Annotated in this window: 7 protein-coding genes; all 7 read right to left on the minus strand. The window is 37.9% G+C overall.

Going from position 1 to position 15,901, the window contains the following annotated elements; translation table 11 throughout:
* Positions 1-102 precede the first annotated feature (102 nt).
* Positions 103-3,243 (minus strand): beta-galactosidase, LacZ type, encoded by a 3,141-nt coding sequence (gene lacZ / locus OZP11_RS04155; protein ID WP_281233963.1) that lies wholly within the window; start codon positions 3,241-3,243, stop codon positions 103-105.
* A gap of 62 nt (positions 3,244-3,305) precedes the next feature.
* Positions 3,306-4,184, minus strand: coding sequence for an inositol oxygenase family protein (locus OZP11_RS04160; RefSeq protein ID WP_281233964.1), 879 nt, complete (start codon positions 4,182-4,184; stop codon positions 3,306-3,308).
* A gap of 464 nt (positions 4,185-4,648) precedes the next feature.
* A complete protein-coding gene (locus OZP11_RS04165; RefSeq protein WP_281233965.1) occupies positions 4,649-8,686 on the minus strand; it encodes a hybrid sensor histidine kinase/response regulator transcription factor in 4,038 nt (1,345 codons plus the stop codon).
* Positions 8,687-8,738: 52 nt separating this feature from the next.
* Positions 8,739-10,577: a metallophosphoesterase family protein gene (locus OZP11_RS04170; protein ID WP_281233966.1), complete on the minus strand. Its 1,839-nt coding sequence runs from the start codon at positions 10,575-10,577 to the stop codon at positions 8,739-8,741.
* A gap of 71 nt (positions 10,578-10,648) precedes the next feature.
* Entirely contained in the window at positions 10,649-11,215 is a 567-nt protein-coding gene (locus OZP11_RS04175; protein WP_281233967.1) for a hypothetical protein, read from the minus strand.
* Positions 11,216-11,228: 13 nt separating this feature from the next.
* The gene (locus OZP11_RS04180; protein ID WP_281233968.1) at positions 11,229-13,499 is read right to left on the minus strand and encodes a GH92 family glycosyl hydrolase; all 2,271 of its coding nucleotides are present in this window, start codon (positions 13,497-13,499) and stop codon (positions 11,229-11,231) included.
* Between the two features lie 60 nt (positions 13,500-13,559).
* The gene (locus OZP11_RS04185) at positions 13,560-15,866 is read right to left on the minus strand and encodes a GH92 family glycosyl hydrolase (RefSeq protein ID WP_281233969.1); all 2,307 of its coding nucleotides are present in this window, start codon (positions 15,864-15,866) and stop codon (positions 13,560-13,562) included.
* Between the last annotated feature and the right edge of the window lie 35 nt (positions 15,867-15,901).

Consider the following 15,901-nt stretch of genomic DNA (forward strand, 5'->3'; position numbering starts at 1 on the left):
TCAGTCGCAGTTTTCGGTTTTTTAATAATCAGTGTCAGTCGCAGTTTTTTGCCGCAGTGCTCACTGTAAACTGTAACTGCGACTGTAAACTAAGACTGAACACTAAAAAACAGGTTTTATAATAAATCCGTAGCTGTACTCGCTTTGTGTTAATGTATATTGTTCGTGCGGCGGAAGTCCCCAGCTGTTGTCACCTCCCAGTCCGCGCTGTGTCAGGTCTACACATACTACTACTTCGTCTCTTGGTGTGATGTCGCTGGAATGAATGTTCTTTTTAGAGATCCCTCCGTCGAAATCACTTGGATAATTGTTCAAAGTACTCATACCTAAAGGCTGCAGACCTTTTATTTCGATGCCGTTTCCTTTATTCGCTGCTAATTTAAACCAGCGAACATCTGTCTTATATCCATTTTCCTGCGGGCGTGTATAAGGCACGTATTGGTCTGCAACTTTACTGGTATAAATTCCTTTAAAAGATGATGTTTTTCTGTCCGGATAATTTTCCAAAGGTCCTCTTCCATAATAATCCAGATTTTCCAGTTTATTTTTTAAGGTGAAAATCATTCCGAAACGCGGTAATTCCGGTACCGGATTATTTCCTTTTTTATAAGAAGCCTGAATTTCCAGAGCACCATCATCTGCAAGAGAATATTTGATTGTGTAATCTGAAAAAACATCATTTAATTTTAGTTTTGCAATCACGTATTTCTTACCGTTTTCCTCTGTCTGCTGAATATTTTCGAGCGTGGTATTTTTGCCTGCTGTACGCCATACATTAGTTCTAATCTGCATTTTATTTCCTATATCATTATCCGTTGGCGCACGCCAGAAATTTGGTTCAGGATATTGTTTAAAATACTCCTCGCCTTTTAAATTGTAATACGAAATCAGCCCCGTTGTTTTGCTGATCTTCACTGTTACATTTTCGGTACTTAAAACAAACTGGTCTTTTTCATCCTGAATTTTAGAAGAAACAGATTGCTCTGTTTTTTCAAAATATTTGGAGTCTTCGATTACAAACTGTTCTTTGGCAATTTCAAAATCCTGAGGCAGTAATTCTGATCCTGTTTTGGTATTCGCAAAAATGTTCAGTAAATATTCTGTTCCCGGTTTTGATTGTAATTTTGGAAGCTCAATTTTAAATTGTTTTTTAGATTTCGGGGCTAAAGCCACATTCAGAGTTCCTTCTTTTATTACTTTTCCATTTTCTAAAACCTCGTATCTAAAATTGTATTTATTCAGGTTTGTAAATCCAAAATCGTTTATAATTTCGATTATGCCATTTTTAGTGTCAACGGCCTGAAATCGAATATCCTGATATACTTTTTTTACTTCAAAAGCGCCCGGATGCGGTGTTCTGTCGGCATAAACCAATCCGTTGTGACAGAAGTTTTCGTCATTCAGGTAATTCTGGCTTCCCATATCGCCTCCGTACGCCCAGTATTTTCGGCCTGCTTCATCGGTTCTTAAATAGCCCTGATCTACCCAGTCCCAGATAAAACCGCCCTGCATGTTTTTGCTGCCGCGAATGATATCCCAGTATTCCTGAAAATTTCCGCTGCTGTTGCCCATCGCATGCGAATACTCACACATGATGTACGGACGGCTGACTTCTTTTCTTGCAGCATATTCTTTCATGTAGTCAATCGTTGGGTACATTGGACAAACGATATCGGTATTTTCGTTTTCTTTTGCCTGCTCAAACTGAACTAATCTTGTATTGTCTCTCTTTTTAATCCATTTGTAAGCCTCATGAAAAACAGGTCCGTTGGCACTTTCATTACCTAATGACCAGATAATTACAGACGGCATATTTTTATCTCTTTCCACCAGACTATAAATTCGGTCCAGATGTGCTTCTCTCCATTCCGGAAGATGGCCCGGATTCGTTTTTGGATTCATCCAGATTAGAGGCTGTCCTTCTACTCCCATTCCATGACTTTCGATATTGGCTTCATCTACCAAAAACAAACCGTATTTGTTACATAATTTTACCCATAAAATATTGTTTGGATAATGACTGCAGCGAACAGAATTAATGTTGAGCTGTTTCATCATCTTAATATCTTTCATCATCGTTGCTTCATCCTGATAATGTCCGGTTTCCGGATTGTGTTCGTGAATGTTAACGCCGTGAACCATCAGCCTGACTCCGTTTACGAGTAACTGACCGCCTTTTAATTCTACTTTTCTAAATCCGATTTGTGTGCCAACTGTTTCTACAATTTCTCCCTTCGCATTTTTTAAAGTCAGCAGAAGCGTGTATAAATTTGGTGTTTCGCTGCTCCATAATTTAGGAGAAGATACGCTTTGCGAAAAATTCAAATTCTGAATTTTTGAGGCTTCAAAATTGACAGCAAGTTCTTTACTGAAAACATTTTTCCCTGAAGCATCAACTAGTTTTGCAGTTAATTTTTGATTGTTAACCGAAGTTGAAGTCAGGTTTTTTAAACTTACTTCTACATTTAAACTTCCGTTTTTGTAATTCGCATCCAAATCAGGCTTGGCAAAAAAATCGGCAATACGAACATCATTTGTACTGTACAAATACACATTTCTGTCAATTCCAGAAAGCCTCCACATGTCCTGATCTTCAAGATACGAACCATCGCTCCATCTGTAAACTTCAATCGCAAGGTCATTTTTTCCGGGTTTTAAATATTTCGAAATATCAAATTCTGCCGGACTTTTGGTGTTTTCGGTATAACCTACTTTTTGTCCGTTTACCCAAATGTACATGGCCGATGTTCCGGCTTCAAAATGAAGAAAAACGTGTCGGTTTTTCCAGTTTTCAGGCAGGACAAAATCTCTTTTATAAGAACCAACCGGATTGTCCGAATGGTTAATAAAAGGCGGATTTTTCTCGAACGGATATGTAATATTGGTGTAAATAGGCACACCATAACCGTTTAATTCCCAGTTTGAAGGCACTTGTAACTCCTTCCAGTGCAAAGTGCTGAAATCGGTTTTGTAAAAATCTTTCGGGCGCTGATCGGGCGTTGGCGACCAGGAAAATTTCCATTTTCCATTTAACGAAAAGTACCACGGCGAGTTTTCGTATTTATCCTGTATTGCCGAGGTTTCATCGGCATACGGAAGAAAAGCAGCCCGCGCCGGTTCTCTGTTAATCTGGAATACCTGAGGATTTTCCCAGTCTTTACGATCTTTTTCCTGAGCCGAAACTGCTGCAGCGCAAAGCTGCAATAGGCTTATAAAAAATATTTTGGTTTTGGTAGTATACATTATTTTTATTTTTAAGTCCTCATCCGAAAGAATTACAAAATCCAAAAGCTGCTAAAGTCTGGTTAGAACTTCAGTTTTTCAGGCAGGTATTTGGCTGCTAATTCTTTATAGTACGGAAGAAGTGCTTTTACATCCGGTTTTACAGGTGCTTTGGTATACAAATCATACGGATTGAACTTTCTAACCCAGTCAAACATTTCTATGTCTTTTTCGTTCATTAAATGAGCATAGGCATTTTCTTTATGCTGTGAATAAAACGAGTGGTAACGAATCATGTATAAAGCCGGATCAGGAAGATAATCTTTCATAATCTGATACAGATATTCGTCGTGGCCCCAGCTCATTTTTACATTGTCGAGTCCGCAGTTTTCTGTATACACACCAAATTTGGTATTGAATCTTTCGTCTGTATAATCCGGATTTTCTTTGAAGAATTCCGAATACACAATTTTATCTGAATACGCACAGCCAACCGGAAACGTATCGCCTACAACAGCCCATTGCGGTTCTCCAAACAAACATAAAATTTTACCCAGATCATGAATAAATCCCGTCAGTACGAACCAGTCCGGATGACCGTCTGCTCTAATGGCTTCTGATGTCTGTAAAAGATGTTGTGTCTGGTCTAAGTCAATATCCGGGTCGCTGTCGTCTACAAGTGTGTTCAAAAAATCGACAGCTTCCCAGATTGACATTTCTTTTTTATTAAACTGCAGAAATTCCTGTTCTTTACTGCATACAAAATCGTAAGTCTGGTAAGTATGATTTATTCTGTAAAACTCTTTAACGGTTTCTACTCTTTCAGAATCTACATAATTCCTGAATTCTTCTTTTTGCTTTTCGGGTGCGCTTTCAGAAGGATCAGGATATCGCAGTAACAAATCATCTTCCCATTCATCTAAATTATTCAGTGGATTGTCTGTGTCTATATGCTTTTTCATAATGCTAAAAGGTTAAAAGTTATAAGACAAAAATAGAATTACCTCCTGCTTTCAAAATGGATTAATACATCAAAAACATGGATAATTCTTATTTTTGTAGGAATTTACAATCAAAAAAAGACTTTTAAATCTGCTATATATTGTGTGGAGTGTTTTTTGCAGCAGATTACAAAAATTAAAAATGATTTTAGTTTTGCATGTAAACATTACCCAGGGCTGAAACCTTGAATTATGTTTTCCGAAAAATCTTTAAATCAACTGCCTCAGGCTAAAGCTGGAGGCAATTGATTTTTTCAGTTATTTATGAGAATAAAATTTGTGACAATCATTGTAGAGTTTCTTATGATTTCTTCCTATCGTTCGAATTGACAACATTATATGATGAAATTTATCAAAGATTCAAGACATCATCAGGGAATAAGTGCACAATACATTTGCGAAAATTCGTGAATTCGCGGCAAAAACTAATTAATCAGCTTGCTTGGCGGGAAACCGAATTGTTTTTTGAAACAGCGGCTGAAATACAAAGGATCATTAAAACCAACCAGATTCGTTACTTCTGAAACATTGTATTTCTTGGATTTCAACAATTCTGCTGATTTCTTTAAACGGATTGTTCTTATGAACTCGTTTGGCGCCAGATCTGTTAATTCTTTGATTTTTCGGTAGAGTTTAGAAGAACTTACGCCCAGTTTATCACACAGGAAATCTGTAGAAAGATCTACTTCACTTAAATTATCATTGATTAAACTGGTGATTTTTTCCATAAATTCTTCGTCTATAGGCGAATGTGTGAGCATACTGATTTTACTTTCTACCTCGCCCGAGAATTTTTGTTTCAGTTCCAGTCTCGATTTTACGATATTTTCTATAACAGTTTTAAGCAGTAAAGGTTCAAATGGTTTTACCAGATACCCATCGGCGCCCATATCGTAGCCTTTTACCTTGTCCATATTTTCTCCTAATGCGGTCAGCATGACAACCGGAATATGGCTTATGAATTCATCATTTTTTAGTTCTTTGCAAAATTCCAGCCCGTCCATAACAGGCATCATAACATCGGCAACACAAAGGATTGGTTTTACCTGTCGGCAGATTTTAAGACCTTCCTCCCCGTTTTCGGCGTCATAAACTTTGTAGTAATCGGACAAATAATCAACCAGATATTTTCTAAGTTCGTTGTTGTCTTCGATTACCAGAATTTTTTCTTTCAATTCTGTATTCTGAATAATCTTTTTGACTGCTTTTTCAGGAATCAGCATGCTCTGATTGTCATTTTTCAAAGCATATTCAAATACTTCCTTATGTTCATACAAAGTACGGTCAATTGGGATTTCAACCCTGAAAGTACTTCCTTTTCCCGGCGTGCTTTCCACCGTAATCAATCCTTTATGAATGGCAACCAGAGATTTAACCAGTGATAACCCAATTCCTGATCCGGTATTATTGTCTTTACTGTTTGAAGCCTGATAAAAACGTTTAAAGATTTTTTCCTGGCTTTTCAGCGGAATACCAATTCCGTCATCTGTAACTTCGATAATTAAAATATCTTCAACCGTATCTTTAAGCCTGATATACAAATCTACATTTCCGTGTTTATTGGTAAATTTTAAGGCATTCGACAAAAGGTTGTACAAAATTTTATCGTACTTGTCATTATCAATCCAGCCGTTGATGGCATCATCTTCTGAAATAAAACTAAGCTTAATCTTTTTGTTATAAGCCATTTCTTTAAAAGAATCGAAAATGTTTTTTGAATACGAAAGAATATCTGTTTTAGTAACCTTCAGTTTCAATTCACCCGACTGTGCTTTTCTAAAATCTAGAACCTGATTCACCAGATTGAGTAATCGGCTGGCATTTTGATAAATGAGATTATAACGGCTTCTTTCATAATCTGTCGCATTGCTGTTTTCGTCCAGTAACTGTTTGGCAGGGCCTAAAATAAGCGTTAAAGGTGTACGCAGTTCATGCGAAATATTGGTGAAGAAACGTAATTTTTCATTGTTTAATTTTACGTCATGTTCACGGTTTACTTTTTCGGTCAATAACTCCTGTTTCAGGCGGATTCGGTTTTTAATTTCTTTTCGGATGAAGTAAAAAACACCAAACAGAATAGCAAAAAATAATAAAAACGATGTCGGTGTAAGCCAGAAAGGCGGCAGGATTTTAATTTTATACGAAACCGTTTTACTCCAGTAACCATCGCTGTTGCAGGATCTTATTTTAAAAACATAATTTCCCGGATAAAGGTTGGTGTACTGCACAATTCTCGAAGTGCTGTTTACGGTAATCCAATGTTTGTCAAAACCTTCGAGCATGTACTGAAACTTATTCAGTTTTTCATTGGCAAACGATGGGGTCGAAAACTGGATCGAAAAGTTTCGGTTTTTATGATTGAGTTCGATTTCATTTCCATAATTCAAATCTTTTGAAAGCGGAATTTCTCCGTTGATTTCCATTTCCGGAAAAACCTCTTCGTTCTGAATTTTAAATTCTGATATAACCGGCAGCGGCGACCATTTATTTCTTTTCATATTGTGCGGCGAAAAAGAAATAATCCCGTTTTTTCCGCCCAGATAAATATTGGAATTATTAAAATTGAAGAAACCGCCGGAACTGAAAACATCCAGTCTGTTCCCGCTGTTTACGTGGTAAATATTAACATCGCTTAAATTCGATTTTACCCAGGCAATATTGTTATTATTAATGTTGAGCCACAAATCCCCGTTGTAATCTGAAAGTATATCTGTTACCCATTTTCCTGAAAGTTCTTTGAGATTTTTTACAGGTTCAAATTCGTTCTTTTTGGGATTGTACAGGCATAATCCAAAGCGTGTTGCGGCCCAGATTTTCCCTTTTTTATCTGCCAGAATATCGCTTACGTTATCGTCATGAGGCACGCCTTTTTCTTTGACAGAAAGTGACGAGTAGGTTTCTATTTTGGCTGAACCGATATTGTATTTTACAACTCCGGTTTCGGTGGCAAACCAGACGTTATTTTTTGCATCTCTTTCGATTGAATTGATCTGAAAACCCGGCAGCAATTTGCCTTTTGAAGTCTGGACCTGGAGCGTTTTGGTGTTCAGAATAACGGCTCCTTCCCCAAAAGATCCCACAATCATGGCATCATCACTGATTTTACTAAAAGCAAAAACAGGGGATTTTTCAAAACCGGCATTGATTTCCCTGCCTGAATTTGAGGCATAATTGTACACTAAAATATTCCCGTCCCAGAGACCGCAGTAAAACGTTTTCCCGTCATTAGAATAAATACTGGCAATGTCTTTTCCGTAATTATACAAAGGAGAAGATCCTTTTGGAGTCGAAATAAAAAGTCCGTTATGATAGGTCGCAACAATTACCTTTTCATCATACGTTTTAGCAAATCCTCTTATTCTGGGTGCCTGATTGCCTATGTATCGCGATATATCTTTATTGAGAATAAACTGGTTTTCATACGGATCGTATTTGTCCAGACCGTCTTCGGTACCAATCCATAATACGCCAGAAGTATCAAAATAAAGCGCTGATATTAAATTATCTACAAGCGAAGTATCGTCAGACAAAATAGAATAATACCATTTGTAACTTCCTTTCTGAATATCTTCTAATTCAGTACAGACCAATAAACCGCCCAGCGTTCCTACCCAGTATTTACCATCCGGAGCGCGTGCAACAGATAAAAAATACGGACCCAAAGCGCCTCTTATTTCTTTGTTTTCAATATATAAGTTTACAAACTGATTGTTTACTTTGTCGAGTTTGTACAAACCTTCGCGGGTTCCCACAAAAATATCCAATTTGGCATCTTCGTAAATAAAATTGATATACGGGTTTTTGATATTGGAATGCGGCACCGAAAGTGTGTAATTGGTCATTTGTACAATCGCACCTTTGGCATCGAGCGTTATTTTGGCAACAGATCCTTTTTCATAACTTCCTACCCAGATATTACCGCTTTTATCTTCAAAAATCTCCTTAACGTAATCGAAACCTTTAATTGGGATTTTCTCAAAGCGGTTTTCATTCTGATAGAACATATAAATTCCCTGAGTTTTGGTACCAACCCAGACTCTTTTAAATTTATCCACATATATAGATCTGATTTCTTCGTCTGGCAGACTATTGGGATCATTTTTTTGTTTTAGGAAAGTCACAAATTCATGTGTATCTACTTTAAAAAGGGTAAGTCCTTTTCGTGTTCCAATCCACAAATGATTAGAGGCTTCGTCAAGTTCCAATGCCGTAATATCGTCATTGTACAGTTTATTTTTCCCTAAAGCTGTGCTCATGTAATTTTTAAACTGATACCCATCAAAACGATTGAGTCCGGAAAAAGTACCAAACCATAAAAAGCCTTTTTTATCCTGAACAATATGGCGCACGGAATTATGAGACAATCCGTTATTATCATTATAATGCGAGAATTTTATATTCTGTGAATACGAATGATAAAAAAAAGCAGATAATAAGAATAATATAAAGGATTTTTGTCTCATTGAAATAAATTATAAATGCAATTTAATCTTTTTAATTTAATAAATATCAAAATTATTTAACAGATAAATTATCAATTTTGTTGTTTTTAAAATCAATCATAAAATGATCTGAAGGCTCGCCGTTTATGGTTTTCAGGAATATTCCGGCCCATAAAACCAATTTTGGATCCGTAGATTTTTTTAACTCGCTGCATATCAGTTTGTATTGTTTTAATCTCTCGTTTCCAATTTCCGAAACAGCCAGTTCATCGGCATTTTTTAGGCGGTAAAAATCGAAAATCATATCAAAACCCGTCCAGAATTCAAAATCGGATATGGTTAAATAATTTGATTTCAAGTCTTTATCCAGCTCTGAAATGTTTTTGTTGAGTTCTAATAATTCCCTGCCGGAACGTTTTTCGATTGATTGTAAAAAATCAGGCGGAAAATCGTCGGGCAGAAATCTCAAACGAACGAGTTCTTTTAAATGCCAAGTGGTAAAATCTTTATAATCCTGCGCTTTCAGAATTTCTTTATTCCAGATAGATGTGCTTTTTGTGTTCTGCAAATGCACATATTCCTGCTCATAAAAAGGAAATAAACTATTGAATTTCGGTACTTTATCTATCACAATAGTTTCGACTTCCATTTGATTTTTAGAATGAATCGTCAGAATTTTATAAGCGGGCATATACGCTGCCAGCGAAGGTGTCTGGATATTAAACAATGTATTTCCTTCTGCCGATTTCCGTACGCCTGTGTCGTTAATGTGCATGTGCCCGCCAAAATGAATCTGAATTCCGGCATCTGCAAAATGCGAGGCGACTTCCTCATTTGGAACTCTTTGCAGCTGCATTTTATTGGCACCAAAAAGCATTTTTAATTCTGCTGATGCATTGTTATTAAAATCAACCATTGGATAGTGACTGAAAGCTATCAGGATTTTTCCTTTTTGTCCGGCTTCCGCCGAAACTTTCTTAACCCAATCGATGAGATGATTTTTATAAATAAGAACGTTATTATATCCTGTATTGGCTCCTGAAAAATCATGCGGATTCTGGGACTGGCCTGATAATTTTTCGTTTGGAACATAAGCATTTGCATCTATCGCCAGAAGCCAGATTCCTTTTACAGGTTCAACCACATAACTGGCATCCGGCAGATACAAATTGGTATTTTTTATTAGATACGTTCTTTTCTCCAAAACAGATTGTTTCAGCGCTTCTTTATAGTTGTAATTTTCGTATTTGTAATTTGAAAAAGGGGTTTCCCAATACAAATCGTTTTTTTTAGGAAAGAAACCAAAAGTCGCCATTTCTTGTATGGTTTCCTTATAGCCCCAGTTTTTGATGCCGGTTGTAATAATGGGTTCTAATTCCGGTTTGGTTTTTCCTAAATTATTTTTTGAACTGCTGATAATCTGTTCTTTTCCGTCTTTTCCTAAAAAATCGGTTTTAAGGGCGTCTTGTGCAAAAGGACGTACCACATCGTGGTTTCCTGTGGTGACATAAAATGAAAGTCCGTACTTTTTAGAATATTCATTTAGAATTTTCTTTAAACCTTTTACATGAACGGGCTGTCCGTCATCGCTGAAATCGCCCGGAAGCACAACTTGTTTGATGCCTCTTTTTACAATATCGTTTAAGGCTTCTAAAAACGCAAAATAATTCTCATTGAAAATCCTTGTCGAATGCAATTGGGCATTCATGGTTCTGATATTGGCATATTCGCCTGTTACCGGATTTTTAATTCCCCGATAACTGTTGTCTTCAAATTTTGCAAAAATATCCTGCAGATGCGCATCGGCGATAAAAGCAATTTGTGTTTTTTTCTCAGGCAGATGCTGCTCTGTTTTGCAGGAAACCAGAACAGATAAAAGTAAAAAAGAAAGAGAAATAGTTTTGAGTAACATGAGCCTGATAATTTGCTGTTTTGCTTTTTTTGGACGGAATTGAATCTTCTAAACGGAACATTTCGCAGCTGTTATTTGTCAATTACCTGCACCATTGTAAAGTCTATTCCAAGCGGATTTTTAAGTACTTTGCAAATCAGCGGAAATTCTGGATTTTTTACAATCCACATTTCAGTTTTGTCTATCTGTGCCTTTACGTGTAAGGCTTCGACTGTTTTTCCCTGAATAATCACGCTTTCTTTGTTATTATTTTTTACAAGATCATAAATAGTATTGCTATAAATAAATTTATCAGAATGAGTCAATTCCTGATATGCCGACCTTGAAATCATAAAGAAAGTTTCATTGGGTTTCAGGTTTAGAACCGGTTCATATTCGCCCTGATTAAAACTTAAGGAATTTCCGTTTTTAACCGCCTCGGGAAGCATGACAATACTGCTTTTTACTCCTCGTGTTTCGAGTTTAAAAGTGAGTCCTTCGTTTTCGGGTTTGGCTGTCAGGGTCAGCGTTCTGGTCTGTCCATGAAGCCTGCATACATAATGAAATTCTGTATTGTTTTTAATTTCCGGGATAAAACTTTGTGATCTTGCATTTTGGAATATCACACATAAAAGAATGGCTAAAATTGTATTTTTCATCTTGATGCTGTTTTTATTTCAATGGAGGAAGCAGTGCTGTTCCCCATTTAGATGGTTTTGAATCCATTTCTAATATCAGTTCTCCTCCGTTGTTAAGATCTTCATGCGAAATCCAGGCTTTGTCGTACGGTTTTCCATTTAACAGGGCTGTTTTGATGTATTTGTTTTTATCACTCATTTTCTTTGTGGTGATTTTAAAACTTTTGCCGTTTTCCAATTGTATTGCCGTTTCTTTTATCAGCGGGGTATTGATCAGGTAATACGGCTGTCCGGCATTTGGGTACAGTCCCATCATGTGGAAAGCCAGCCACGAAGACATCGCTCCGGAATCGTCATTGCCGGGAAGTCCTTCTGATGAGCTGTTAAAACTGTTTTTTATGATGGTTCTGATCCTGTCACTGCTCAGGTACGGTTTCCCGATCCAGTGGTACAAACAAGGTGTCAGGAAAGAGGGTTCATTGGCCACATTATACAAATCTGAATTAAAAAAGGTGTTTAGTCGGTTTTCGAAGGCTTTTTCGCCTCCTGATTTTTTTATCAGTTCCGGCACATCATGCGGAATGCTCAGTGAATATTCCCATGAATTGCCTTCGTAGAAAAACACGCACCAATGGCAGACATACCAGGGAGATTCGATAATAACGGGCGTATATTTAAAAGTGGGTTTCTGGATTTTTGATTCACCGAAAACAATATCATCAAGCCAGTTTCCGTCTTTGTCTTTGGGCATAATGAATCCTTTTGATCCCTGGTTTTCATAATCATCGCGCCATAAATTCTGCCAGCTGTCGGCTTGTTTCATGTACTGGCTGTACAGGTCTGTTCTGCCCAGTCCTTTGGCTACTGTGGCAATGTTGTAATCGTTGTATGAATAATCGATGGTTCTGTTTCCTGCGCGGTCTGTGCCGTAAGGAACGTAGCCGAGTTTCAGGTAATCAATAAGTCCGCCTCGTCCTTCTTTTTCTTCGTTTCCGCCGGGAGGGACTGTGGCGTCTTTCAGCATGGCCTGAAGTGCCAGTTCGTAATCGATGCCTTTTAGGTTCTTCACAAAAGCATCGGCCAGAACAACCTCAGCGTTTGAACCTCCCTGGGTTCGTCCGTTGTCGTTGCCGCTTCTGCCTTCGGGTAGGTAGCCTTCGCGTTTGTAGATGTTAATCATGGCGTTTACAATTTCTACCTGGCGTTTGGAGTCTATTAAAGTAATTAAAGGGCTTGAGGTTCTGAATGTGTCCCAAATGGCATAAAAGTCATCGTAATAGGGTTCGTTGTCTGTCCATAACGGGTTTTCTCCTGTCCGGTCAACGGGCATAATCATGGTGTGGTATAAACCGGTGTAGAACATTTTTTTATATTCTTCGGAGGTATCTTTTGAAAGCTGGATCCGGCTTAAAAGGTTTTCCCATTTATTTTCTAATGACGCTAAAACGGTATTAAAATCCCAATGCGGGATTTCAACCTGAATATTATTTTTGGCTTTAAGTTCGCTTAAAAACGAGATTCCGATTTTAACGTTCAGTTCTTCTTTTCCAGTGTTTCCAAAGGAAAGAAGCGCCGCGGTTTTCTTCCCTGAATCAAACTGTGTTTTTTCATCGGCATAAAATTTTCCGTCTTTCCAGGTTACAGATCCGGCAATCGGCTGATCGAATACGGCCCAGAAATAGACGGTGTATGCTCTTCCGTTGTTCCATCCTCCCCTGATACGGCTGTAGCCTCTTACTTCGGTATTAGAAACAATTTCAATCTGGGAACCTACAAACTGCTGGGCTTCCCTGCCGTCGGGTTCAGGCTGTTCGCCAAGGAAAAATCCCGGATCGATTTTGAGTTCTTTTGAAGTGTTTTTTGGGTAGGTGAACCGGTAAAAAGAGACTTTTTCGCCTGTGGTGATTTCGGTTTTGATTCCGTTTTCTTTAAAAACCGACTGGTAATATCCGAGTTTTACATTTTCTTCGGATCTGTGTGCGGTCTGGTCCAGTTTATCCAACGCACCGGAAAAAGGCATGATCTGGATGTTTCCGTATTTGGGGCCGCCTCCGGTTCCGCTTACATGAACCTGGCTGAATCCTGTTACTTCTTTTGGCACAGGAAGCCACCCGCTGTTGGGACTCACCGTGCAGTCAGGACTTGGTTTTACCATTCCGTAAGGGCACGAAGGGCCTGTAAAAACACGGCCGATGCCTTCTGAGCCGATCATGGGATCTACGTAGGTGTGGACTTTTTGAGCCGTGTTTTTTGTAATAAACAGAAAGGTTATTGCTAAAAAAATGATCGATTTTGTGTTTTTCATTTCGTATTATTTCTTTAGTATTTTTTGGTTTTTATTTGGTTTGATAGTTTTTATAAAATACTACGGTTTACTGGACATTTCCAAAACTAATTCGCCTCCGTTTGTAATATTCTGATGCGAAAGTGTGAAATCTTTTACTGCGGTATTATTGTATTTTATGTCTTTTATATAGACATTTTCATCGTTGTTATTCATGGCTTTAATAGCAAAGCTTTTTCCTGAATAATATTTCGGGTTTAACTGAATTTCAATTTTACTAAATATTGGGCTTCCTATCTGATAAACGGCTTCTTTATCTGTACCGCCATTCATCTGAAACAGTCCTAACTTCAGCAGTACATTCAAACTTCCCATTAATCCCTGATCTTCATCGCCGTTGTAGCCCGTTGTCGGAGACAAGCCGCTAAAGGTTTCTTTTACGACATTTCGTGTCCAATATTGAGTCAAATCCGGTCTTTGCAGCAATGTAAATATATTCGAGGTCTGCATTGATGGCTGGTTGCCAAAGTTTACCGGAATTCTGCTGAATTCAGGATGCAATTCGGCATCATGTGAGGTACCGGATGTATATTTTAGTTTCCTGGCGGTTTCGAACTGCGAGTTTAGTTGGGTTACGGCTTTTTCTTTTCCTCCCATTAAATTGGCCAGACCATCAAGATCATGCGGTACAAACCATGTAGATTGTGCACCGTTTGATTCTATAAATCCGTTTTCATATTGATAGGGATCGTAATTTTCACGCCATTTTCCGTTCACGTTTTTCGGGCGCATCCATCCAACGGACTGATCGAATACATTTTTATAGTTTTCAGATCTCTTCATGAAATACTTGTAATCGTCTTCATGATTTAGTTTTTTAGCAAGCTGCGCCAAAGTCCAGTCCTGATAGGCATATTCGAGAGTCTGGCTCGCCCCGTCTTCATGGCTTCCGAAATTTCCCTCAGGAAGCGGATACGGTACATATCCTTTTTCGAGATAATATTTTAGTCCGCCGCCAATATCGGTTTTATGTTCGTATCCGGCTTTTCCCATAAGGCCGCCGAGCATATGGTTTTTTTTGAGTGCGATGTAAATAGATTCTAAATCATCTTTTATAATTCCTTTTTGAATAGCGCTGACAATAAACGGCGTAGTTGAAGCGCCTGTCATTACATAGGTATCATTTCCTCCTGAAGGACCGCGCGGAATAATGCCTCCGTCTTTGTAATACTGCATTAATGAGTGTACAAATTCTTCCATGATTTCAGGATAAACGAGTCCCCAGAGGTTGTTTATTGTCCATTGTGCACCCCAAAAAGCATCTGAATTATAGTGGTTGAATTTGGGCTTTCCATCTGCATTAAGAGGCAAATGTCCTATCCTGAATTTTTCTCCAGTATTATCAGGATAGGCTCCATTTGCATCACTAATCATTTTTCTCCCCTGAAGGGCGTGCCAAAGATCGGTGTAAAATCGTCTTTGATCGGTTTCTGTACCACCTTGAATTTTAATTCTTCCCAGTAAATTGTTCCATTCGTCTGCGGAATCTGAAACTGTTTTATTAAAGTTCCAGTGTGGTAATTCGGTTTCTATATTGGTATTGGCATTCTCAATTGAGGTGTAGGAAATTCCTACTTTCATCAGTATTTTTTCGGTTGTTTTTCCAAAATGAACCAGATAGTTTCCAGTTGCCGGATCCCGGTCTATCGAAGTAACAGGTTCGTTGGTTTTGATTTTAAAAAATACGGTTAAGGGTTTCGGACGTCTAAAATTGGTGCTTAAGACCAATGATCCTGACAGTTCGTAATCGTTGTGTTTTTCTAATGTGCCGTTTGTGTTTTCGCAGGGTCCCAGAATCGTGTTCAGATTAAAAAGGATTGCTTTTTGTGCCTGAACAGGAAAGGTGTATTTATGAAAACCTACTCGTTTTGTACTGGTTAATTCGGCTGTAATTTGGTATTTGTCTAGTTTTAGATAATGGTATCCGGGTTTTATTTTTTCGGTTTGATGGCTGAATTTGGAATAGAAGTTTTTAAATAGGGTCTGTTTATTTTCCTCTGAAATAGTAACGGGCATCACAGATACACCGGATAACTGCCATTCGTGAATATGACTGAATCCTTTTACGGTATCGGTAGTGTATTTATAGCCGCCTCCCCAGTCACCATTGATTTCGGTGTCGGGATTTAAATTTACCATTCCAAAAGGACGGCTTGCCGAAGAAAAGAAAAACCATCTGGAATTTTCTGTATCGAGCTGTGGATATACCAAATCTGATAGCTGCCTCTTTTTTACGGAAACATTTTTTTCGGCATTACATGACACTAAAAAAATAAGAATTAAACTTATTCCGATGTGTCCAATTTTATATTTTTTAGTTTTTTTCATCTATGTTTTTAAATTCCAAGTCTAAGAGTAAATTC

The sequence above is a fragment of the Flavobacterium gelatinilyticum genome (assembly GCF_027111295.1).
GTDB lineage: Bacteria > Bacteroidota > Bacteroidia > Flavobacteriales > Flavobacteriaceae > Flavobacterium > Flavobacterium gelatinilyticum.